The organism is Enterobacter sp. WCHEn090032 (assembly GCF_003986875.1).
GTDB lineage: Bacteria > Pseudomonadota > Gammaproteobacteria > Enterobacterales > Enterobacteriaceae > Enterobacter > Enterobacter sichuanensis.
Genome location: NZ_RXRN01000002.1, coordinates 101,467 through 123,481, shown reverse-complemented (window position 1 = coordinate 123,481; position 22,015 = coordinate 101,467). Strand labels below are relative to the sequence as shown.

The following is a 22,015-nucleotide window of genomic DNA, read 5'->3' as shown; positions in this document are numbered from 1 at the left end:
TTCTTTCCATGCTCTTCTTACTGCCGATTCTGGACAGTCATCACGCTTCTTTAATACTCAAAGTGAGGTCAACATTAGAAGGATACCTGTTCATGCGTACCCCATACTGCGTCGCCGATTACCTGCTGGACCGTCTTACAGAGTGTGGAGCCGATCATCTGTTTGGCGTGCCAGGCGACTACAACCTGCAGTTTCTCGACCACGTGATAGACAGCCCGGATATCTGTTGGGTGGGCTGTGCCAATGAATTAAACGCCTCTTATGCCGCTGACGGCTATGCCCGATGTAAGGGCTTCGCCGCGCTGCTGACGACGTTCGGCGTAGGAGAGTTAAGCGCCATGAACGGCATCGCTGGCAGCTATGCTGAGCACGTTCCGGTATTACATATTGTGGGCGCGCCGGGGACGGCGTCGCAGCAACGAGGGGAACTGCTGCACCATACGCTGGGTGATGGCGAGTTCCGTCACTTTTACCATATGAGCGAGCCGATCACTGCCGCCCAGGCGATCCTGACCGAACAAAACGCCTGTTATGAGATCGACCGGGTACTGACCACCATGCTCCGGGAGCGCCGCCCAGGCTACCTGATGCTGCCTGCTGATGTGGCTAAAAAGGCTGCCACCCCGCCTGTAAACGCTCTCACTCTCAGACATGCGCATGCCGATAGTGCCTGCCTGAAGGCGTTCCGCGATGCCGCCGAGAACAAGCTGGCCATGAGCAAGCGTACCGCGCTGCTGGCTGATTTCCTTGTCCTGCGCCATGGCCTGAAACATGCCCTGCAGAAGTGGGTCAAAGACGTGCCGATGGCGCACGCCACCATGCTGATGGGTAAGGGCATTTTTGACGAACGTCACGCGGGTTTTTACGGTACGTACAGCGGTTCGGCGAGCGCCGGCGCGGTGAAAGAGGCCATTGAAGGGGCGGACACGGTGCTGTGCATCGGGACGCGATTTACCGATACCCTGACCGCTGGCTTCACCCACCAGTTAACCCCGGCGCAAACCATTGAAGTCCAGCCTCATGCCGCCCGCGTCGGTGATGTCTGGTTTACCGGCATTTCTATGCATCAGGCGATTGAGACGCTGGTGGACCTGTGCAAGCAGCACGTACACGGCACGCCTGCACCGTCGTCTCAAAGCGCGATGGCCTACCCGCAGCCGGACGGCTCTCTGACGCAGGAGAATTTCTGGAGAACGCTACAGACGTTTATTCGCCCGGGGGACATCATTCTTGCCGATCAGGGGACGTCGGCCTTCGGCGCGATCGATCTTCGCCTTCCGGCAGACGTGAATTTTATCGTTCAGCCGCTGTGGGGGTCGATTGGCTACACGCTGGCGGCGGCATTTGGTGCGCAAACGGCCTGCCCGAACCGGCGCGTAATCGTGCTGACCGGAGATGGCGCGGCGCAGCTCACCATTCAGGAGCTCGGCTCGATGCTGCGGGATAAACAGCACCCCATCATTCTGGTGCTTAACAACGAAGGGTACACGGTGGAAAGGGCGATCCACGGACCTGAGCAGCGGTATAACGACATTGCGCTCTGGAACTGGACGCAAATTCCGCAGGCACTGAGCCTTGATCCTCAGGCCCAGTGCTGGCGGGTCAGTCAAGCGGAGGAACTGGCGGACGTCCTCGAAAAAGTGGCGCACCACGAGCGGCTCTCGCTGGTTGAAGTGATGCTGCCGAAAGCGGACATCCCGCCGCTGCTGGGGGCGATTACCAGGGCGCTGGAGGCGCGCAATAGCGCCTGATTACCTGTCGTTTCGCCAGGCCATCATCATCGGTTTGCCCGCCAGCAGGAGCCAGGCGGGCAACATCACGATGCACAGTAACGGGATAAGGGTAGTATCCGGCACTACCACGGCGGCCATAAACAGACTCAGCCAGGCATCGCGCGTCACCACCAGCACCAGTCCCAGAATCGAACAGGAGACGGTAATCGCCGCCGGTACGGCATCGACATGTTCATGCAGCATCAGCCCCAGCGCAACGCCGATAAACACCGCAGGGAAGATGCGTCCACCGCGGAAACCACAGGCAGCAGCCACCACCAGCGCGGCGAGTTTTATCAGCGCAAACAGCAGATAATCGGATACGCTAAACACCTGGCTGAAAGCCAGCTGCTGCATTTCATCCAGACCTTTAAACAGCGTTACCGTCCCGCCGATGGCCCCTAAAACACCGAGAATCAAACCGCCGGTTCCCAGAATCAACACCGGGTGTTTGAGCTTATGCACCAGACGGTGCAGGCGTGGAAGGCACCATACCGCCACCATTCCCAGTGCGATGGCAATGGCGACCACGATGGCACCACTGAAAATATCGGCGATCTGCATCTGGCCATAGTGGGGCAGGGAGAGTGAAAAATGGGGATGGAAAAACAGGCTGGTCGTCAACGCCCCGGCGGCGGCGGCCATCAGCGGGGCGAAGAGTTTATCCCAGAGCGGAACATCATTATTGCTGCTGAGCGTCTGAGAAAAGATCAGCGCGGCGGCAACAGGCGTGCCGAAAAGCGCCCCGATGGTGCCTGCGGAGGCGAGAATGGTCCAGTCCAGCGCGCTTACGCGAGGCAAAATGCGTGAACCGAGGAACACCGCCATCCCAATATTGACCGCCATGATGGGATGCTCAGGGCCCAGGCTGACGCCGCCTGCCAGGCCCATAATCAAGGCAATAATAAGCCCTGGCAGCGCTGAAGGGGGCACCGGGGCACCAATCAGAGGCTCCTGCGCCGGGTCAGGCCCGGCATGCCCGGGGCTGAAACGGATCACCAGGCCTACCGCAACACCGGTCAGCGTTAACATGATGACGATCCACGCAGGCGAATCGGCGGCGACCCCCAGTTTTACTGGAAGCGCCGTCCATAACATGGTTTGCAGCACCGACGCGACTTTCATCACGACAATGAGCACCAGACTTGAGACCACACCAATGATTAACGCCGGAATGGCCAGCAACAGCATGGTTCTGGCTCGCGGGTGGAGCATGATGATTTCCTTGTACAAAACGCAATGACGTTACTTTGCACATTAAGCCTTATGGCAATAGTGCAAAAGGTGCTGAAACGGTAAAGTTATTCTGTGACGAAGATCGATAATCCACGGGCATTCACCTTCCGGTCGTTGTTGTTATCACGCCTTGAATTTACAGTGTCCCAAAAGATTTATTCTGACTTTAGCGGAGCAGTAGAAGAATGACAAAGTATGCTTTGGTAGGTGATGTGGGCGGCACGAACGCACGCCTCGCATTGTGCGATGTAAGTAGCGGTGAAATTTCCCGGGCGAAAACCTACTCGGGGCTGGATTATCCCTCCCTTGAGGCCGTTGTCCGCGTCTATCTGGAAGAGCATCAGGTCAGCGTCGAAGATGGCTGCATCGCGATTGCCTGCCCGATAACCGGTGACTGGGTCGCCATGACCAACCATACCTGGGCATTCTCCATCGCTGAGATGAAAAAAAACCTCGGTTTTGCGCATCTTGAAATCATCAACGACTTCACCGCGGTCTCCATGGCGATCCCGATGCTGAAGCCTGAGCATCTGATCCAGTTTGGCGGCGCCGAACCGGTCGAAGGCAAGCCGATTGCGGTTTACGGGGCTGGTACGGGCCTGGGCGTTTCGCATCTGGTGCATGTGGCTCAGCGCTGGGTGAGCCTGCCGGGTGAAGGCGGCCACGTGGACTTTGCGCCAAACAGTGAAGAAGAGGGGATTATCCTCGAAGAGTTACGTGCGGAGATCGGCCACGTTTCTGCCGAGCGCGTCCTCTCCGGTCCGGGGCTGGTGAATCTGTACCGGGCGATCGTGAAATCGGATGGCCGTCTGCCGGAAAATCTGCAGCCGAAAGACGTTACCGAACGGGCGCTGGCTGATAGCTGCATTGACTGCCGTCGCGCGCTGTCGCTGTTCTGTGTGATCATGGGGCGGTTCGGCGGCAACCTGGCGCTGACGCTGGGCACCTTTGGTGGCGTTTACATTGCCGGCGGCATCGTGCCGCGCTTCCTGGAGTTCTTCAAAGCATCCGGCTTCCGCGGCGGGTTTGAAGATAAAGGGCGTTTCAGAAGCTACGTACAGGACATTCCTGTTTATCTTATTGTGCATGACAACCCTGGCCTGCTTGGCGCGGGTGCCCACCTGCGTCAGGTTCTCGGTCAAATCCTCTGACGACACAGCCCTCTCCCCCGGGAGAGGGGCTTTTACAGATGCATCAGCTGACGGAACTCTTTCACCTTGCTGCGGCTCACCGGCACCTGAAAATCCAGATCCTTTAAGCGCCAAATATAGGTGTTGTTAAACCACGGTTCGATCTCGCGGATCTTGTTTAAATTCACACAGAACGACCGGTGACAGCGGAAAAAGTGTGCCGCCGGCAGCTTGCTGCAAAACTCGGTGATATTCATCGCCATCACGTACGATTCCCGCCGCGTATAGACAAACGTCATTTTTTCATGGGCTTCAGCGTAATAGATATCGTTGACCGGCGTCACGATGATGCGCTCGTCTTTCACCAGGTTGATGGTGTCGTTTTCCCGCACCGTTGGGCTGGCGGTGGCGGGGGCGCTCTGCTGCTGCCATGCGGCTTCCAGTTTTTGCAGCATGCTGACTATCCGCGACTCCTGGTAAGGCTTGAGGATATAGTCAAACGCCTCCAGCTCGAAGGCCTCCACGGCGTGCTCTTTCCAGGCGGTGACGAAAACAATAAACGGCTTATGGGCAAACTGATTGATGTTCTGCGCCAGCAATACGCCGTCCAGCGACGGGATATTGATATCCAGGAAAATGGCGTCGACCCGGTTATGCTGCAGAAACTTCAGCACGTCCAGACCATCATCAAAGGTGCCCACAATCTCCATCCGGCTGTGGGTTTTGATAAGCCAGCTTAGCTCCTGTTGAGCCAGAATTTCATCTTCTACGATGATGACTTTCATATTACTCACCCAACGGTAACAGTGATGGTGATGTATGAACGGGAGTGCGTTCATTCGGGACGTAAAAGGCAATTTCGGTGCCTGGTTCAAGACGGTGAATATGCAGTCCATCGCCATAAAGCAGTTTCACCCGGTGGTGCACATTCAGCAGGCCGATTTTATTTCCGGGCATCTCGTTAGACTCCACGCGCTCAATGACCTTTGGATCAATCCCGTGGCCGGTATCGCGCACGGCAATGCGCACGCGGTTACCGCTTTCGGTGACGCTGATGGTCACAACGCCTTTGCCTTTACAGGGCTGAATACCGTGAACAATCGCGTTCTCGACCAGCGGCTGAATAAGCAGGCTTGGGATCACGCAGTTGACCTCTTCATCAATATCGTAAATAACCGTGAGTTTGTCGCCAAAGCGGGCCTGCTCAATCGCGATGTAGTCTTTGATCTGATACAGCTCTTTTTTGATGTCGATCTGCTCGTCATCTTTCAACTCGATGTTGTAACGCAGGTAGCGCGACAGGTTGAAAATCAGCTGGCGGGCGGTGTCCGGATTAAGACGTATGGAAGAGGAGATGGCATTCAGGGCGTTAAACAGGAAATGAGGATTGATTTTGCTCTGCAACGCGCGCAGCTCTGCCTTATTTGCCATTTCACGCAGCTGTTCTGCCCGCGAGACCTCAAGTTGGGTGGAGATAATCTGCGACAGGCCAATGGCCATCTCCTGCAGCGAGGAGGTGATCTGATGCGCGTGACAGTAATAAATTTTCAGCGTGCCCGTTACGACACCTTTCTCCCACAGCGGGATCACCAGCATGGAGTGTATTTCCGGCGTTCGGTGTGCTTCATCATTGTTTTTGATGATGATTTTACCGTAGTTGATCGCCTGCCTGGTGGTAGGGCTGATGGTGTCATCATTGTCGCGATAGTTGTGCTCCCCCACGCCGACGTAGGCCAGCACGTGGTCGGTATTGGTGATGGCGACGGCATCGGCATGAATGTCGTGGCGGATAATCTCACAGACCTGACGCAGCGATTGGGCATTCACGTGGCGGAAAAGCGGCAGCGTTTTGTTGGCAATATCCAGCGCCAGCTTGGCCTGACGCGCGGCACTGGCCTCTTTTTCCCCTTCAACGCTCTGCACCAGCAGCACGATAAAACCGATGCAGACGCTGCCGAGGATCATAGGAATACCGATTTTCGAGACGATATCCAGCCCCAGCGCGGTGGTGGGGGCCCAGACGACCACCAGGATCATGGTCAGCGTTTCACACACCATGCCCGCGACAATCCCGGCGCGCCAGCGCTGTTTTTTCGGGATTTTGCGGCTGATCCAGCCGGACAGTATCCCGGCGATAATGCTGGTGATAAAGCACGGCACCGCCGTTACGCCGCCGATATCAATCAGGTAGCGATGGGTTCCGGCAATCAGACCGGTGATAACGCCCACCCACGGGCCAAACAAAATTCCGCCTGACATCACGGCGATAATGCGCACGTTAACCAGCGAGCCCTCTACCGGCACGCCGGACCAGGTGCTGAACAGGGCGAACAGCGAAAAGATGGCGGTAACGGCCAGCAGCTCCTTAGGCGAGTGTGCAGACTTGTGCAACAGCTCGCGGAACAGGCGAATGCGAATAAGGAAGAACAGGCAAATCAGCATTAATGCCGCACGGTCAAATACCGCCAGCAGCATAGTGAATATTTCGTGCACGAGCAGACCTGGGAAAACGGGAAAGAACCATGATAAAAAACCTGGCGCGTATTGACCAGCTATCCGTCAGGTTTATCAAATGAGGAAAAACCATAATTTGCAAAGGGGATTATCGGGTGAGGATTGACGCGTCCTGACTTGCGATTATTGGGCCGGCGTCAGGTAACTGTTTTGATATCATTGTGTTAAATAACAGCTATCAGAACGACAGACCTGAAACAAAGGCTTCCGCTTTTAGCCACAGCAATGTTCCGGTTTTTGTGCGAACGCTTTTTTTTCATTTCCCTCTCGACAGCATGAATTTTTTCAGGTTATTTTCTAAACACGCCACATCAGTGGCAGCGTCGCTCGGACGGTCCGGGCGCTAACGTTAATCTGAGGAATCTATGGCTGAATTCAGTCCTGAACGCCGTTTTACGCGTATCGATCGTCTCCCCCCTTATGTTTTCAATATCACCGCTGAACTGAAGATGGCTGCACGTCGGCGCGGCGAAGATATTATCGATTTCAGTATGGGTAACCCTGATGGCCCAACGCCAGCGCACATTGTAGAGAAACTCTGCACGGTAGCGCAGCGTCCGGATACTCATGGGTACTCTACGTCTCGCGGTATTCCTCGGTTACGTCGCGCGATCTCGCGCTGGTATCAGGATCGCTATCAGGTTGATATCGATCCTGAAAGTGAAGCCATTGTGACCATCGGCTCGAAAGAGGGGCTGGCACACCTGATGCTGGCTACCCTGGATCATGGCGATACGGTGCTGGTACCGAATCCCAGCTACCCAATCCACATCTACGGCGCGGTGATTGCCGGGGCGCAGGTCCGTTCGGTGCCGCTGGTGGAAGGTGTCGATTTCTTTAACGAACTGGAACGTGCGATTCGCGAAAGCTATCCGAAACCCAAGATGATGATCCTCGGTTTCCCGTCGAACCCAACGGCTCAGTGCGTGGAGCTCGATTTCTTCGAGAAAGTGGTTGCGCTGGCGAAGCGTTATGACGTGCTGGTGGTGCACGATTTAGCCTATGCTGACATCGTCTATGATGGCTGGAAAGCGCCATCCATTATGCAGGTCCCGGGCGCGCGTGACGTGGCGGTAGAGTTCTTCACCCTGTCGAAAAGCTACAACATGGCGGGCTGGCGTATTGGCTTTATGGTGGGTAACAAAACGCTGGTGAGTGCACTGGCGCGCATTAAGAGTTACCACGATTACGGCACCTTCACGCCGCTACAGGTTGCGGCTATCGCTGCCCTGGAAGGCGATCAGCAATGTGTTCATGATATTGCTGCCCAGTATAAGCGCCGTCGCGACGTGCTGGTCAAAGGGTTACATGAAGCGGGCTGGATGGTAGAAATGCCGAAAGCGTCCATGTACGTCTGGGCTAAAATTCCGGAGCCGTATGCGGCGATGGGGTCGCTGGAGTTTGCCAAAAAACTGCTCCAGGATGCAAAGGTCTGTGTGTCACCGGGCATTGGCTTTGGTGATTATGGCGATACCCATGTGCGATTTGCCCTGATTGAAAACAGCGACCGTATTCGTCAGGCGGTAAGAGGCATCAAGAGTATGTTCCGCGCCGACGGTCTACTCTCCTCAAAGAGCGTTGCTGAAACCCCCGCGTCGTCATGACATAAAAAAACAGGAGCCAATGGCTCCTGTTTTTTTGACAGCATGTTCTTCACTAGATCATCAGGGCGAAGGTTCCGGCCCAGACTAAAACAATCACCGAAATGCCCATAAAGAAATATTTCACGTTTCATCGCTCCGCGTATCTTGTGGTACGCATTTAAAAACAGAGTCCACCTGATTATAGAGAACTGAAATCCGGTCAAAACGGAAATGAGAATTTTCCCGTTACGCCGCCAACTCCAGTTCAGAATTCTGTGCTTTCCTGATGCCAGACGGCGCTAATGTACGCCTAAAAATGGGGGGTGGCAAGAGGGATTTTTTTAAATAAATTCCGATAGTTACGGGTGTCGTGGAACGGCGACAGTTTGATTTCGCCGCGCAATAAAATCACTTTGAGCGACGCAATGAACGCGGGGAGTGCGGTGTGATGACAGGTGTTTGAAAAGGTTAGTTTCTTAGCGAAACTAACCTTTATAAAGCGATCAAATATAGAGCGAGGCTTCGCCAAGAGGACGCGTTTTGAATCGACGATGCATCCAGAGATACTGCTCTGGCGCACGCATGATTTCAGTTTCAATGACTTTATTGATAAACGCCGCGGCTTCGCACTCGTTTTGTGGATAGTTAGCCATTTCAGGAGAGATGTGCAGACGGTAGCCTGAATTATCCGCTTTTCTCACCATGGTCACGGTCAGCATGGAGGCGCCCGACAGACGCGAAATCACAAAGGTGCCGTTGGTCGTCGCAACGTCTTTAACCGCAAAGAACGGTGCGAAGCTGCTTCCCTTGCGTCCATAATCCTGATCGGGGGCGAACCAGACAGCCTCACCTTTCTTCAGCGCTCCGACCATACCGCGCAGGTTGTTACGGCTGATCATCGCCTTATTGGAACGCATGCGGCCACGCGTCTGTACCCACTCCATCAGCGGACTGTTGTGAGGACGATAAGTGGCCATCATGGGCTGACAAAGTCCCATCACGCGGCCACCCAGCTCCAGCGACATAAAATGAACGCCAACAACCATTACGCCGCGTTTTTGCATCTGCGCGTGTTTAAGGTTATCCAGCCCTTCCACGTCAAACCATTTACGGACACGTTCATCCGGCCAGAACCAGGCCATACCGGTTTCAAGCAAGGCCATGCCGATAGACTTGAAGTTTTCAGCGATGAGCTTCTCGCGTTCCTCGGCATTGTACTGTGGAAAGCAAAGCTCAATATTTTTACGCGCGATGGATTCGCGACGTTTCAGGAAATAGCGGGATGCGCTGCCCAGCTTCGACCCCAGCAAACGCAGAACGGGGTAGGGAAGCTGAACCAGCAGCCAGAGAACGCCAAGACCAAACCAGGTAAACCAGTAACGCGGGTGTAAGAACGCACGTTGAAATTTGGATTGAGACAAAATAGTGAAACCTATATGAAGCCTGTAAAGGTAGCGCAGAGTTTGCGATACGACGTGCCGATAAGACCGTTCTTCAAGGTGATGGTTGCAGGCTTTACCGAACTTTACGGCGTTACCTGGCCACTGCTGATTTGGGTGGGCGGCGTAATGTAGCACCGTTATACGATATGTGCTATTACTCGTTTTTGATTAAAAAAGCGGCAGAATGAAAGGTGCTTGATTTTGCAGTTTTTATCGTTCTCAACATTGTCTTGCGTCAGCTCTGGAGCGTAACAATGGAGGCTGGTAAAGTCTGTTTTAGGACGACAACGTAACTGACAGGAATAACCGGGTGACTGAGCGGATCGATTATCAGATTGAAAAGTACAGTTTTACGGAAGTAAATGAATCCCCTCGCCTTACAGAGCAGTGGAGTGATGTTTTGCGCGAGTGCAGGGAGAGTAAAGCCGGGGCAGAGGAGCGCTTGCGTATTGCTTTGCTCAATGTCGATTACGTGACCAGCTTTGAGCTGCCATTCCGCTTGCTGCTTGTTCGCACGCCCCAGTTAATTGCTGGACTGCGTCATGAGCTCCAGCTCAGCCAGAAAAATGTCCTGTTTAACGGGAAACGCTTCGGCTGTGTCTGGAGCGTGAAAACCGATCTGAGCGACGTTCCGGAAAGTTTTCAGTACCGTCTGTCTACCCGTATCCGGCGACTGGGGGCGGCCCGGCAGACCGCGGAACCTTTTTTACTTATTGCGAAAGAGATTAAGTCTCCCGTCGAACGTCTGAAGCGGGCGCTGCTGAGCGGGCTGGACGTAACCGCCCTGGATGCGCTTTTCTGGTTTGGCATCCAGAGGATTGCCGCCGAGGTGTCGCGTCTGAGAAAGTCGGGGATGAGGATTGCAACGGCTGAAACAGAGGTATTTGACAATCTGACCGGAACGACACGGCGCGTGCCGGTTTATCGTTGTGCGGAAAAGATGGTGTCCCCTGCAGGAATCGAACCTGCAACTAGCCCTTAGGAGGGGCTCGTTATATCCATTTAACTAAGGGGACGAGGCGGCACGAGTATAGCGTTATTTACACTTTGCGTTAAGCGCATCGCCGCCTGACTGCTCAAAGAGTCACCATTCAGGTCGATTTTTTTGTCGATTTATCATCATTTTCCCGCGCCTTACGCTCAGCTTTGCGTTTGTTAGACATGTCGTTACGGATTTGAGCATGGCTTAACAGCGCGAAGATAAACGTCCCGCCGCAGATATTTCCCGCCAGCGTCGGCAGTGCGAACGGCCAGAAAAAATCGCTCCAGTGCAGCGTACCGTTAAAGACCAGATAGAGGATCTCCACGGTACCGACCACAATGTGCGTGGTGTCGGCCAGCGCGATCAGCCAGGTCATCAGGATGATCACCACAATTTTTGCGCTACCGGCAGAAGGAAACATCCAGACCATCGTGGCGATAATCCAGCCGGAGATGATGGCGTTTGAGAACATTTCGGCGGGCGTGTTTTTCATCACGTCCATACCGATTTTCACAAATGCGTCCCGGGTGGGTTCATCAAAAATGGGCATATATTCAAACGCCCAGGCCGCGATGCCGGTACCGATGATGTTGCCCAGCAGCACCACGCTCCACAGACGCATTAACAGACCGAAATTGCCGAGGGTAGGGTTTTGCATCACCGGCAGAACGGCGGTGACCGTGTTTTCGGTAAACAACTGCTGGCGAGCCATAATGACGATAATAAAGCCAAAGGTATAGCCGAGGTTCTCCAGTAAAAAGCCCCCGGGCACACCTTCCAGCTGAACATGAAATATCCCTTTTGCGAGCAGGGATGCCCCCATTGACAGACCCGCAGCGATAGCCGACCAGAAGAGGGCCATGGCATCGCGCTCCATCTCTTTTTCGCCATCCTGGCGTATATGTTCGTGGATGGCCATCGCGCGGGAAGGGAGGCGATCTTCGTCAATTTCTATCTTCTCGCCGCGCGCTTTCTCCTCGCTTTCAATTTCAATCTCCTCTTTACTCTCGCCAATTTTTTCTTCACCCACTTCTTTCATATCTGCTCCCGGAGGTTGATCTTTCTTTAAAGCGTAGCGGCTTTTATCCGGATGCCTGTGGGGATGGTCTTAAATTGGTGGCAATGACAACAAAGGTGATACATCTCTTTCAAAGACATTATAAAATTGCCAGCGAAACGAATTCCAAAAGCCAGGCTATGCTGAGATCAGAGTCACGGTGGTTACTGCCCGTAATTGTGCTCATAGACATCGGTAAACGTGCTGTTACAATCGCTTGCACGTTTACAGACGGAGCGTCAACGGCTCCGTTACGGATGGCAATCAATGATAGCCATACTGAACAGGGAGATTTTTATGAAACTTCGGCTGTCGGCGCTTGCGCTGGTCGCGACGATGCTTGTGGGCTGCGCCAGCTCCGGGGAGCAAACGGGACGCTCCGATCCTCTCGAAGGATTTAACCGTTCAATGTATAACTTCAACTACAACGTGCTGGACCCGTATGTGGTTCGTCCGGTAGCTGTAGCATGGCGTGATTATGTTCCACAACCTGCGCGTAATGGGTTAAGTAACTTTACCAGCAACCTCGAAGAGCCTGCGGTTATGGTGAACTACTTCCTGCAGGGTGACCCGTATCAGGGGATGGTCCACTTTACTCGCTTCTTCCTGAACTCCATATTGGGGATGGGGGGCTTTATCGATGTTGCCGGCATGGCTAACCCGAAACTGCAGCGTGAACAGCCGCACCGTTTCGGCAGCACGCTGGGACATTATGGCGTCGGGTATGGTCCCTACGTGCAATTACCGTTCTACGGCAGCTTTACTCTCCGTGATGATGGCGGCGATATGGTGGATACGCTGTATCCGGTCCTGTCGTGGCTGACCTGGCCGCTGTCGGTGGGTAAATGGACGGTGGAAGGGATTGAAACCCGCGCGCAACTGCTCGACTCCGACGGTCTGCTGCGTCAGTCTTCTGACCCGTACATTATGGTGCGTGAAGCGTACTTCCAGAATCATGACTTTATTGCTAACGGCGGTAAGCTGAAACCGGAAGAGAATCCAAACGCGAAGGCGATCGAGAACGAACTAAAAGATATCGATTCGGAGTAAATAAAAAAGGTGAGCGATGCTCACCTTTTTCAATTCCTGCGCGATTAGAACGCGTAGTTGAAGTTCATACCATACAGCCAGGCTTTACCTTCGGAAGAGAACTCATACGGACCTTCTTTGAAGGAAACTTTTTGACCGTGCATATAAGAGATACCGGCGTCAATTGAGGCATCCTTATTGAAGGCATAGGTCGCACCTGCGCTCAGCCAGAAACGGTCCTGATCCGGAATAGAGATCGAGCGCTTGTCGGCAGGAACCGGGCTGTCATCGAAGGCAATACCGGTACGGAACGTCCAGTTATCATCCATATAGTAGGTGGTCCCCAGCGCGATGCGGTAAGCGTCGCGGAAGCTTTCATCTTTATAGAAGAGCGTGTCGCCCTTGCTGTTGGTCGCCTTCAGCTCCTGGAACTGGCTCCAGCTGGTGTAGGTCAGGCTATAGTGGATCGCCCACTGCGGTGCCACGCGGTTATAACCGGACAGCTCCCACATTTCCGGCAGGTGCAGGCTCAGAGAACCACCCGTGGTACTGCCGTTGGTACCCAACGGCAGGCCGAAGTTGCCGAGGATCTGGTTATAGGCGGAAGGCAGGCTGCTCTTGTAATCGCCATCAAAGTCGATTTTTACTTCGGAACGGTAGGTAAAGCCGTAGCGGTTGTTCTTATCGAGTTCGTACAGGATACCGGCGTTCCAGCCGAAGCCCCATTCGTCACCCTTCAGATAAGCAATCTGGGTGTCTGCCGGAATGCCCGCAACTTGCTGCGCCAGTGGTGGTGGCAGTGCGCCTGAACCCGCGACGATTTTGCCCAGATCACCTGCATAGCGCTCGATTTTCGCTTTGGCGTACACCGCATCAAAGCCCACGCCGAAGCTCCAGTGGCTGTCCAGACGGTAAGCGCCACTCAGGTTCAGGTTCAGGGTTTCAAGGTCAGTTTTACCACCGTAGGCACCTGCTGCGTAGTTATCACCAAACTCGGTCGCTAAACCGTAGTTAGAGGTCACGGAGGCACCCCAACCAAACTGGTCATTTATAGGCGCCACGAAATGCAGGTTTGGCACCCACGCCGTTGGCGCGATGTTATCTGAATTCAGGCTGGCACCGGTAGGAGAACGGCCCGTAATATCAACGCCCGGGTCAACGAAAATCGCCCCGGCGGAGAAGGTTGGACGATCAAACATCATGATCAATGCCGGGTTACGACTCGCGTTACCCGCATCATCAGCAATAGCACCTTCCCCTGAATACGCGCGGCCAAGGCCAGAGGAAGAAAATTCGTTTAACTGAAAGCCCGCTGACCAGGCGGAAGTAGAGACGATTGCCACTGCGACTGCCAGCGCAGTTTTGTTGAACAGGGTTTTCTGGCTCATGACCATAACCTCATTGAGTTATTTTTATTCAATAATTGTTACATACCGTAACAGGAGCGCGAAGTGTAGGGTCTGAGGTATGACAGACAAATCAGACCAGTGGCGTGAGTATAGGTCCGACCAGCATGAATGTTGCAAGTTTGTTTATTAATATTTTCAAACATGTTTCACGAAACGAGATCTGGTTGGCAAAATTGTGACCATCACGACTCACCCAAAAGGGTGGTTTTTGTTTTAGATCATTTTTTAGTGTGATATTGGTCACTTATCCGCTTTTACGCCATTAACGGCTGGAGAGCGCCCGCGCCGGGGCGTAAAATATCAGCATCGTGTTTATCTCGCGCGCTGCGCGAATACAGAGGAAATTGAGCTATGAGTAAATGCAGTGCTGATGAAACCCCGGTTTGCTGCTGTATGGATGTTGGCACCATCATGGACAACTCCGATTGCACCGCCTCTTACAGCCGTGTATTCACCAACCGTGCCGAAGCGGAAGAGACTCTGGCCGCGCTGAGCAAGCGTGCCCGTGACGTTGAATCCGATCCGTGCGAAATCAAGTCTACCTTCACTGAAGTAGACGGCGGCGTGAAGCTGGATATCGATTTTGTCTTCGCCTGCGAAGCCGAAACGCTGATCTTCCAGTTAGGCCTGCGTTAATTTCTTTTTGCCCGGCGGCGCTTCGCTTGCACGGGCCTACGATTTTGTAGGCCGGGTAAGGCAACGCCACCATCCGGCAACACATTGCACAAATGCCCCTGCCATGCAGGGGCATTTTCTTTTTCTTCTCTGTGTTTTAGCTCGCACTTTTTCGTTTCCCCGATTGGCTGAATGTAAAAAAATGGTTAAGACTATTATCAGGTCAGACCACTTAACGTTTGCGAAAATTTTTTACAGGGGAGTGTTATGAGTCAGGCATTACCGCTTATTACCCGTCAGGGCGACCGTATTGCCATCGTCAGTGGGTTGCGCACGCCATTTGCTCGCCAGGCTACGGCGTTTCACGGCATACCGGCTGTTGACCTGGGGAAAATGGTAGTGGGGGAGATGCTGGCTCGCAGCGAAATTCCGCTTGAGGTCATCGAACAACTGGTTTTCGGCCAGGTAGTGCAGATGCCGGAAGCCCCCAATATTGCACGAGAAATTGTTCTCGGGACCGGGATGAACGTTCATACCGATGCCTACAGCGTCAGCCGCGCCTGTGCAACCAGTTTCCAGGCCGTGGCTAACGTCGCAGAAAGCCTGATGGCGGGTACGATCCGCGCCGGGATTGCAGGTGGGGCGGACTCCTCTTCGGTACTGCCGATTGGGGTCAGCAAAAAGCTGGCGCGCATCCTGGTGGATGCCAACAAAGCCCGCACGACCGGGCAGAAACTGAAACTTTTCTCGCGTTTACGCCTGCGCGATCTCCTGCCTGTGCCACCTGCCGTCGCGGAATACTCCACCGGCCTGCGCATGGGCGATACCGCCGAGCAGATGGCCAAAACGTACGGCATTACTCGCGAACAGCAGGATGCCCTGGCGCATCGTTCACATCAGCTTGCGGCAAAAGCCTGGTCGGAAGGGAAACTCACCGACGAGGTCATGACCGCCTATATTCCTCCTTTCCGTGAACCGCTCGCGGAGGATAACAATATTCGCGGCACCTCGACGCTGGCGGATTACGCAAAACTGCGCCCAGCGTTTGACCGTAAACACGGTACGGTAACGGCGGCTAACAGTACGCCACTGACGGACGGCGCCGCGGCCGTGATCCTGATGACCGAATCCCGCGCGAAAGAGCTTGGGATCACGCCTCTGGGCTATTTACGCAGCTATGCTTTCACCGCCATTGATGTCTGGCAGGACATGCTGCTGGGCCCGGCATGGTCCACGCCGCTGGCGCTGGATCGCGCGGGGCTGACGCTGGCGGATTTAACCCTGATTGACATGCACGAAGCGTTTGCCGCGCAAACCCTGGCTAACGTACAGCTGCTGGCAAGCGAGCGTTTTGCGCGCGACGTGCTGGGCCGCGCGCACGCCACCGGTGAAGTGGACCAGAGTAAATTCAACGTGCTGGGGGGCTCCATTGCCTACGGTCATCCGTTTGCGGCGACCGGGGCGAGGATGATCACCCAAACACTCCATGAGTTACGCCGTCGTGGCGGCGGTTTTGGTCTCGTCACCGCCTGTGCGGCGGGCGGGCTGGGTGCAGCAATGGTTCTGGAGGCTGAATAATGGAAATGACATCTGCATTTAACCTGACGGTTCGCCTCGATAACGTCGCTGTGATAACCATTGATGTCCCTGATGAAAAGATGAATACCCTGAAGGCCGAGTTTGGCGCTCAGGTGCGCGCGATGCTAAAGCAGATCCGCGAAAACAAGGCCATTCGCGGTCTGGTATTTATCTCTGCTAAGCCGGATAACTTTATTGCCGGGGCCGACATTAACATGATCGCCCGGGCGCAAAGCGCGCTGGATGCTGAAGAGCTGGCGCGTCAGGGCCAGCAGGTGATGGCGGAGATCAACAGCCTGCCAATCCCGGTTATTGCTGCGATCCACGGGGCGTGTCTGGGCGGTGGGCTGGAGCTGGCGCTGGCCTGCCACAGCCGCATCTGTACCGACGATGCGAAAACCGTTTTAGGCCTTCCTGAAGTGCAGCTTGGCCTGCTGCCTGGCTCTGGCGGAACGCAGCGTCTGCCGCGCCTGGTGGGCGTCAGCACGGCGCTGGAGATGATCTTAACCGGTAAACAGTTACGTGCTCGCCAGGCGCTAAAAGCCGGTCTGGTGGATGACGTCGTGCCGCACGCCATTTTGCTGGAGGCCGCCGTTGAGCTTGCGCTGAAAGGGCGTCAGGCAAAACGTCCTCTGCCGGTACGCGAGCGCGTGCTCGCCGGGCCACTGGGGAGAACGCTGCTGTTCAGGATGGTGGGTAAAAAGACCGAACAGAAAACCAAAGGTAACTATCCGGCGGCAAAGCGGATCCTGGAGGTTATTGAAACCGGGCTGTCCCAGGGAACCAGTAGCGGCTATGCCGCTGAGGCCAAAGCCTTTGGCGAACTGGCGATGACGCCACAGTCACAGGCATTGCGCAGCATCTTCTTCGCCAGCACCGACGTGAAAAAAGATCCCGGCAGCGAGGCGCAACCCGCGCCGCTGCACGCCATTGGCGTGCTGGGCGGCGGCCTTATGGGCGGTGGTATCTCTTTTGTTACCGCAAGCAAAGGCAAATTGCCTGTAAGGATCAAAGACATCTCAGCGAAAGGGATCAACCACGCGCTGCAGTACAGCTGGCAGAACCTTGATCAAAAGGTAAAACGTCGCCATATCAGAGCCAGCGAGCGTGATAAAACCCTGGCGTTGATCTCCGGCACGACGGATTACCGCGGTTTTGCCCACCGCGATGTCGTGATTGAAGCCGTGTTTGAAGACCTGGCGCTTAAGCAGCAAATGGTCGCTGACGTTGAGCAATATTGCGCGCCGCATACCATTTTTGCCTCAAACACGTCGTCTTTACCGATTGGCGATATTGCGGCAAAGGCCGGGCGTCCGGAGCAGGTGATAGGCCTGCACTTTTTCAGCCCGGTAGAAAAAATGCCGCTGGTAGAGGTGATCCCGCATGCCGCAACCAGCCCGCAAACCATCGCCACCGTCGTGAAACTGGCCAAAATGCAGGGTAAGACGCCGATCGTCGTCGCGGACAAAGCCGGTTTTTACGTCAACCGCATTCTGGCACCCTATATTAATGAAGCGATGCGGCTGCTGACGGAAGGCGAGAAAATCGAGCATGTCGACGAGGCGCTGGTGAAGTTTGGTTTCCCCGTTGGCCCAATCCAACTTTTGGATGAGGTGGGAATAGACACCGGCACTAAAATTATACCTGTGCTGGAAGCAGCCTATGGAGATCGTTTTAGCCCACCTGCAAACATTGTTTCTGCAATTTTGAAGGACGATCGCAAAGGCAGAAAAAATGAACGCGGTTTCTATCTTTACGGCGCGAAAGGGCGTAAAAGCAGAAAACAGGTCGACCCTTCGGTTTATGGGCTTATTTCGACCACCGGTCAGGGAAAATTGTCCGCCGTTCAGTGTGCTGAACGCTGCGTGATGATGATGCTCAATGAAGCGGCGCGCTGCTTCGGTGAGCAGGTGATCAAGAGCGCGCGCGATGGCGACATCGGCGCGGTATTTGGCATAGGTTTCCCGCCGTTTCTTGGCGGCCCGTTCCGTTACATGGATACGCTCGGCGCGGGTGAAGTGGTTGCAATCCTGCAACGTCTGGCTTCGCAATATGGCCCCCGGTTTACACCGTGTGACGAATTATTGCAGATGGCGGAGCGGGGCCAGACATTTTGGCCCGCAAGGGAAACTGACCTCGTAAACTGAGGTCAAAGAAGGGTAAATCCTGAAGTGAATGAACCTGTTCTGGCGATTTTGTAAACAGAGATTGACTATACTTACGCCATTGAGGTAAAAAACAGCGTTTCATTCACCGAATGGATCAGGCACAATGCCCGGCCATCGGGTTTTCTACCTCTCAGCATTTATCGCGGGTAGTTAACGCCGGTGATTCTGGTTAACAAAAGCGGTGCAATATGCAAGTTTTTATCATGCGTCACGGCGACGCGGCACTCGATGCCGCCAGTGACTCAGTACGTCCTTTGACCGTCTGTGGCTGCGACGAATCTCGTCTGATGGCGACCTGGCTTAAAGGTCAAAAAGTGGACATCGAACGCGTTCTGGTGAGTCCGTTCCTGCGTGCAGAACAGACGCTGGAAGTGGTGGGGGAGTGTATGAACCTGCCAGCCAGTGTGGATGTTCTCCCTGAACTCACCCCATGTGGCGATGTCGGCCTTGTCAGTGCTTATCTTCAGGCGCTGTGCAATGAAGGTGTCGCCTCCGCGCTGGTCATTTCCCACCTGCCACTGGTTGGCTATCTGGTATCTGAACTGTGCCCGGGCGAAACCCCGCCGATGTTCACGACATCTGCCATTGCCAATGTTTCTCTCGACGAAACGGGTAAAGGTGTCTTCAACTGGCAAATGAGTCCGTGCAACCTGAAGATGGCAAAAGCCATCTGACGTGACGTGCGATAACGCGGGGGCGCAAACTCTGCCTCCCGCCGTCCTGTCAGGGTAATTCTGGCGGTTGCCACTCTTCCACTTCAATCAACACCAGTAATGCGGCATCACCGCCGTACTCTTTGGGTGCCTGATGAAATGCCATCACGTGTGGATGCTGAGCCAACCACAGCGGTGTCTGTTGCTTCAGAATATGTTTACCGTGGCCATGCATCACGCAGGCGCAAAACACATGTTCGCGGCGACAGGCTGCGATCAGTGCGCCCAACTCTTGTTTGGCCTGCATCTGCGTTAATCCGTGCAGATCGAGAAACAGCTCAGGCGAATAATCCCCACGGCGTAATTTTTTCAGCTCAAAATGGCTGACGTCTTCACGTACATACTTCACAGCCCCTTGCGTGTTGAGCAGAGGCTGAAATTCATCTGAAAAATAGTGGCTGTTATCGGCCTGCTCCTGCAACAGTCTTTTGACCGGCACCTCGGAGATTTTCTTGCGCATCGGACGGTGGACGAGGGTGTCCTGCTTGATTTGGCGCGTGCCGGTCATCAGCTGGCGGAAGAGCGCCTGATCCTCCTCGCTGAGCGATGTTTTCTTTTTCATTCGTCATTCTCATCTCGTATTTCCAATAGTGTACCCGACTAAACGCATTTTTTAACCTCAAGCGCGACGCGTCATTGCTGATTTATCGCCGTCTTCATGGCAAACTAGCCGCCGAAAATTATGCGAGCATGCCCTGGAGGAAAGAGTGGATAAAATATTTGTCGATGAAGCAGTAAACGAGCTGCATACCATACAGGACATGTTGCGCTGGTCGGTTAGCCGCTTCAGCGCCGCCAATATCTGGTACGGTCACGGTACCGATAACCCGTGGGATGAGGCCGTGCAGCTGGTACTGCCATCCCTCTACCTGCCGCTGGATATTCCGGAAGACATGCGCACCGCGCGTCTGACCTCCAGCGAAAAACACCGTATCGTTGAGCGCGTGATCCGCCGCGTGAACGAGCGTATTCCGGTCGCCTACCTGACCAACAAAGCCTGGTTCTGCGGCCACGAGTTCTATGTCGATGAACGCGTGCTGGTGCCGCGCTCGCCGATTGGCGAGCTGATCAACAACCACTTTGAAGGCCTGATCGGCCATCAGCCGCAGCACATTCTGGATATGTGTACCGGCAGCGGCTGCATTGCCATTGCCTGCGCTTACGCCTTCCCGGAAGCGGAAGTGGACGCCGTCGATATCTCCACCGACGCGCTGGCCGTGACCGAGCACAACATTGAAGAGCACGGCCTGATCCATCACGTTACGCCAATTCGCTCTGACCTGTTCCGCGACCTGCCGACGCTGCAGTACGATCTGATCGTCACCAACCCGCCGTACGTTGATGCGGAAGATATGTCCGATCTGCCGAGTGAATATCGTCACGAGCCGGAGCTGGGCCTGGCGTCAGGCTCTGACGGCCTGAAGCTGACCCGTCGCATTCTGGCCTGCGCGCCGGATTATCTCACCGACGACGGCGTTCTGATTTGTGAAGTGGGCAACAGCATGGTACATCTGATAGAGCAGTACCCGGATGTGCCGTTCACCTGGCTTGAGTTCGACAACGGCGGTGACGGCGTCTTTATGCTGACCAAAGCGCAGCTGCTCGACGCGCGCGAACACTTCAGCATCTATAAAGATTAATCCAGCGGGCTTCGGCCCGTTTCACAACGCTCAAACACAAACAACAACATCGGAGCCGTGATGGCAGGAAACAGTATTGGACAGGTATTCCGGGTGACCACGTTTGGTGAGTCGCACGGGCTGGCACTGGGCTGTATCGTTGATGGCGTACCGCCAGGTATAGAACTGACCGAAGCAGATTTACAGCACGACCTTGACCGTCGTCGTCCGGGCACCTCTCGCTACACCACGCAGCGTCGCGAGCCGGACCAGGTCAAAATTCTCTCCGGCGTTTTTGAAGGCCGCACCACCGGCACCAGCATTGGTCTGCTGATCGAAAATACCGATCAGCGCTCCCAGGACTACGGCGCCATCAAAGACGTCTTCCGTCCGGGCCACGCTGATTACACCTACGAACAAAAATACGGCTTTCGCGACTATCGCGGCGGCGGACGCTCATCGGCGCGCGAAACCGCGATGCGCGTGGCGGCAGGGGCCATTGCCAAGAAATACCTGCAGCAGAAATTCGGCATCGTTATTCGCGGCTGTCTGACCCAGATGGGCGACATTCCGCTGGCGATCAAAGACTGGGATCAGGTCGAGCAAAACCCGTTCTTCTGTGCGGACGCCGACAAGCTTGAAGCGCTGGATGAACTGATGCGCGGCCTGAAGAAAGAGGGCGACTCCATTGGCGCGAAAGTGACCGTGGTGGCCGATGGCGTCCCGGCGGGCTGGGGCGAGCCGGTATTTGACCGCCTCGACGCCGACATCGCTCACGCGCTGATGAGCATCAACGCGGTGAAGGGCGTTGAGATTGGCGACGGTTTTGACGTGGTATCCCTGCGCGGCAGCCAGAACCGCGATGAAATTACTGCACAGGGCTTCCAGAGCAACCACGCGGGCGGCATTCTGGGCGGGATCAGCAGCGGGCAGCAGATTATTGCCAATATCGCGCTGAAGCCAACCTCCAGCATTACCGTGCCGGGCCACACGATTAACCGTGATGGCGAAGAAGTTGAGATGATCACCAAAGGACGTCACGATCCGTGCGTGGGGATCCGCGCGGTGCCGATCGCAGAAGCGATGCTGGCGATCGTGCTGATGGATCACTTCCTGCGCCAGCGCGCGCAGAACGCGGATGTGACGACCACCATTCCACGCTGGTAAA

General features: G+C 54.9%; 20 protein-coding genes and 1 tRNA gene. 12 read left to right on the top strand and 9 right to left on the bottom strand.

The features are described 5' to 3' along the window. The first annotated feature begins 92 nt into the window (after positions 1-92). A complete protein-coding gene (gene ipdC / locus EKN83_RS02080) occupies positions 93-1,751 on the top strand; it encodes an indolepyruvate decarboxylase (protein WP_126800239.1) in 1,659 nt (552 codons plus the stop codon). On the opposite strand, the gene EKN83_RS02075 is transcribed toward ipdC, so the two are convergent. Next, on the bottom strand, positions 1,752-2,987 hold the full coding sequence (locus tag EKN83_RS02075) for an ion channel protein (protein WP_126800238.1): 1,236 nt from the start codon (positions 2,985-2,987) through the stop codon (positions 1,752-1,754). Between the two features lie 206 nt (positions 2,988-3,193). Here EKN83_RS02075 and glk point away from each other — a divergent pair, with 206 nt between their 5' ends. Next, the gene (gene glk / locus EKN83_RS02070; RefSeq protein WP_025758756.1) at positions 3,194-4,159 is read left to right on the top strand and encodes a glucokinase; all 966 of its coding nucleotides are present in this window, start codon (positions 3,194-3,196) and stop codon (positions 4,157-4,159) included. A gap of 32 nt (positions 4,160-4,191) precedes the next feature. On the opposite strand, the gene EKN83_RS02065 is transcribed toward glk, so the two are convergent. Further along, positions 4,192-4,923: a LytR/AlgR family response regulator transcription factor gene (locus EKN83_RS02065; protein WP_126800237.1), complete on the bottom strand. Its 732-nt coding sequence runs from the start codon at positions 4,921-4,923 to the stop codon at positions 4,192-4,194. Position 4,924: 1 nt separating this feature from the next. Continuing rightward, complete coding sequence (locus EKN83_RS02060) at positions 4,925-6,631, bottom strand: sensor histidine kinase (RefSeq protein WP_045285805.1); 1,707 nt, start codon at positions 6,629-6,631, stop codon at positions 4,925-4,927. Between the two features lie 386 nt (positions 6,632-7,017). Between EKN83_RS02060 and alaC the strand changes: the two genes are divergently transcribed. Further along, positions 7,018-8,256, top strand: a complete 1,239-nt coding sequence (gene alaC / locus EKN83_RS02050) for an alanine transaminase (protein ID WP_025757135.1) — start codon at positions 7,018-7,020, stop codon at positions 8,254-8,256. 52 nt (positions 8,257-8,308) lie between these two features. Here the strand turns inward: alaC and ypdK are convergent, their stop codons facing one another. Both ypdK and lpxP read right to left on the bottom strand, forming a co-directional pair. Next, complete coding sequence (gene ypdK / locus EKN83_RS02045; RefSeq protein WP_099458937.1) at positions 8,309-8,380, bottom strand: membrane protein YpdK; 72 nt, start codon at positions 8,378-8,380, stop codon at positions 8,309-8,311. A gap of 358 nt (positions 8,381-8,738) precedes the next feature. Further along, the gene (gene lpxP, locus EKN83_RS02035) at positions 8,739-9,659 is read right to left on the bottom strand and encodes a kdo(2)-lipid IV(A) palmitoleoyltransferase (protein ID WP_025757136.1); all 921 of its coding nucleotides are present in this window, start codon (positions 9,657-9,659) and stop codon (positions 8,739-8,741) included. A 12-nt stretch (positions 9,660-9,671) separates the two neighbouring features. Between lpxP and EKN83_RS23320 the strand changes: the two genes are divergently transcribed. Both EKN83_RS23320 and EKN83_RS02030 read left to right on the top strand, forming a co-directional pair. Next, on the top strand, positions 9,672-9,809 hold the full coding sequence (locus tag EKN83_RS23320; protein WP_154219997.1) for a hypothetical protein: 138 nt from the start codon (positions 9,672-9,674) through the stop codon (positions 9,807-9,809). Positions 9,810-9,987: 178 nt separating this feature from the next. Continuing rightward, the gene (locus EKN83_RS02030; protein WP_071994035.1) at positions 9,988-10,659 is read left to right on the top strand and encodes a helix-turn-helix domain-containing protein; all 672 of its coding nucleotides are present in this window, start codon (positions 9,988-9,990) and stop codon (positions 10,657-10,659) included. Here the strand turns inward: EKN83_RS02030 and EKN83_RS02025 are convergent. Both EKN83_RS02025 and EKN83_RS02020 read right to left on the bottom strand, forming a co-directional pair. Then, positions 10,619-10,693 (bottom strand) — tRNA-Arg (locus EKN83_RS02025). The two genes, EKN83_RS02030 and EKN83_RS02025, sit on opposite strands and share 41 nt — an antisense overlap. 75 nt (positions 10,694-10,768) lie before the next feature. Then, positions 10,769-11,698 (bottom strand): formate/nitrite transporter family protein, encoded by a 930-nt coding sequence (locus EKN83_RS02020; RefSeq protein ID WP_126800235.1) that lies wholly within the window; start codon positions 11,696-11,698, stop codon positions 10,769-10,771. A 315-nt stretch (positions 11,699-12,013) separates the two neighbouring features. On the opposite strand from EKN83_RS02020, the gene mlaA reads away from it, so the two are divergent. Then, entirely contained in the window at positions 12,014-12,766 is a 753-nt protein-coding gene (gene mlaA / locus EKN83_RS02015) for a phospholipid-binding lipoprotein MlaA (RefSeq protein ID WP_126800234.1), read from the top strand. Positions 12,767-12,810: 44 nt separating this feature from the next. On the opposite strand, the gene fadL is transcribed toward mlaA, so the two are convergent. Continuing rightward, a complete protein-coding gene (fadL, locus tag EKN83_RS02010) occupies positions 12,811-14,133 on the bottom strand; it encodes a long-chain fatty acid transporter FadL (RefSeq protein ID WP_032672454.1) in 1,323 nt (440 codons plus the stop codon). Positions 14,134-14,505: 372 nt separating this feature from the next. On the opposite strand from fadL, the gene EKN83_RS02005 reads away from it, so the two are divergent. The 4 genes from EKN83_RS02005 to sixA all read left to right on the top strand — a co-directional run bounded on the left by EKN83_RS02005 (position 14,506) and on the right by sixA (position 19,189). Continuing rightward, positions 14,506-14,790: a YfcZ/YiiS family protein gene (locus EKN83_RS02005; RefSeq protein WP_014832805.1), complete on the top strand. Its 285-nt coding sequence runs from the start codon at positions 14,506-14,508 to the stop codon at positions 14,788-14,790. Positions 14,791-15,036: 246 nt separating this feature from the next. Next, positions 15,037-16,347 (top strand): acetyl-CoA C-acyltransferase FadI, encoded by a 1,311-nt coding sequence (fadI, locus tag EKN83_RS02000; protein WP_126800233.1) that lies wholly within the window; start codon positions 15,037-15,039, stop codon positions 16,345-16,347. Then, the gene (gene fadJ, locus EKN83_RS01995) at positions 16,347-18,494 is read left to right on the top strand and encodes a fatty acid oxidation complex subunit alpha FadJ (protein ID WP_045285803.1); all 2,148 of its coding nucleotides are present in this window, start codon (positions 16,347-16,349) and stop codon (positions 18,492-18,494) included. The genes fadI and fadJ overlap by 1 nt, the downstream gene beginning before the upstream one ends. 209 nt (positions 18,495-18,703) lie before the next feature. Further along, positions 18,704-19,189, top strand: a complete 486-nt coding sequence (gene sixA / locus EKN83_RS01990; protein WP_025757141.1) for a phosphohistidine phosphatase SixA — start codon at positions 18,704-18,706, stop codon at positions 19,187-19,189. A gap of 49 nt (positions 19,190-19,238) precedes the next feature. Here the strand turns inward: sixA and smrB are convergent, their stop codons facing one another. Continuing rightward, positions 19,239-19,790, bottom strand: a complete 552-nt coding sequence (gene smrB, locus EKN83_RS01985; protein WP_045285802.1) for an endonuclease SmrB — start codon at positions 19,788-19,790, stop codon at positions 19,239-19,241. A 145-nt stretch (positions 19,791-19,935) separates the two neighbouring features. On the opposite strand from smrB, the gene prmB reads away from it, so the two are divergent. Next, on the top strand, positions 19,936-20,868 hold the full coding sequence (gene prmB, locus EKN83_RS01980; RefSeq protein WP_025757143.1) for a 50S ribosomal protein L3 N(5)-glutamine methyltransferase: 933 nt from the start codon (positions 19,936-19,938) through the stop codon (positions 20,866-20,868). A gap of 60 nt (positions 20,869-20,928) precedes the next feature. Further along, positions 20,929-22,014 (top strand): chorismate synthase, encoded by a 1,086-nt coding sequence (gene aroC / locus EKN83_RS01975; RefSeq protein ID WP_025757144.1) that lies wholly within the window; start codon positions 20,929-20,931, stop codon positions 22,012-22,014. Position 22,015 lies beyond the last annotated feature (1 nt).

Bases quoted from the DNA above. Each gene is read 5' to 3' on its own strand.
- EKN83_RS02065 (WP_126800237.1), bottom strand. From the start codon at position 4,923: ATGAAAGTCATCATCGTAGAAGATGAAATTCTGGCTCAACAGGAGCTA.
- aroC (WP_025757144.1), top strand. From the start codon at position 20,929: ATGGCAGGAAACAGTATTGGACAGGTATTCCGGGTGACCACGTTTGGT.
- alaC (WP_025757135.1), top strand. From the start codon at position 7,018: ATGGCTGAATTCAGTCCTGAACGCCGTTTTACGCGTATCGATCGTCTC.
- glk (WP_025758756.1), top strand. From the start codon at position 3,194: ATGACAAAGTATGCTTTGGTAGGTGATGTGGGCGGCACGAACGCACGC.
- fadJ (WP_045285803.1), top strand. From the start codon at position 16,347: ATGGAAATGACATCTGCATTTAACCTGACGGTTCGCCTCGATAACGTC.
- sixA (WP_025757141.1), top strand. From the start codon at position 18,704: ATGCAAGTTTTTATCATGCGTCACGGCGACGCGGCACTCGATGCCGCC.
- EKN83_RS23320 (WP_154219997.1), top strand. From the start codon at position 9,672: ATGAAGCCTGTAAAGGTAGCGCAGAGTTTGCGATACGACGTGCCGATA.
- EKN83_RS02075 (WP_126800238.1), bottom strand. From the start codon at position 2,987: ATGCTCCACCCGCGAGCCAGAACCATGCTGTTGCTGGCCATTCCGGCG.
- mlaA (WP_126800234.1), top strand. From the start codon at position 12,014: ATGAAACTTCGGCTGTCGGCGCTTGCGCTGGTCGCGACGATGCTTGTG.
- EKN83_RS02005 (WP_014832805.1), top strand. From the start codon at position 14,506: ATGAGTAAATGCAGTGCTGATGAAACCCCGGTTTGCTGCTGTATGGAT.
- smrB (WP_045285802.1), bottom strand. From the start codon at position 19,790: ATGAAAAAGAAAACATCGCTCAGCGAGGAGGATCAGGCGCTCTTCCGC.
- EKN83_RS02020 (WP_126800235.1), bottom strand. From the start codon at position 11,698: ATGAAAGAAGTGGGTGAAGAAAAAATTGGCGAGAGTAAAGAGGAGATT.
- fadI (WP_126800233.1), top strand. From the start codon at position 15,037: ATGAGTCAGGCATTACCGCTTATTACCCGTCAGGGCGACCGTATTGCC.
- ipdC (WP_126800239.1), top strand. From the start codon at position 93: ATGCGTACCCCATACTGCGTCGCCGATTACCTGCTGGACCGTCTTACA.
- fadL (WP_032672454.1), bottom strand. From the start codon at position 14,133: ATGAGCCAGAAAACCCTGTTCAACAAAACTGCGCTGGCAGTCGCAGTG.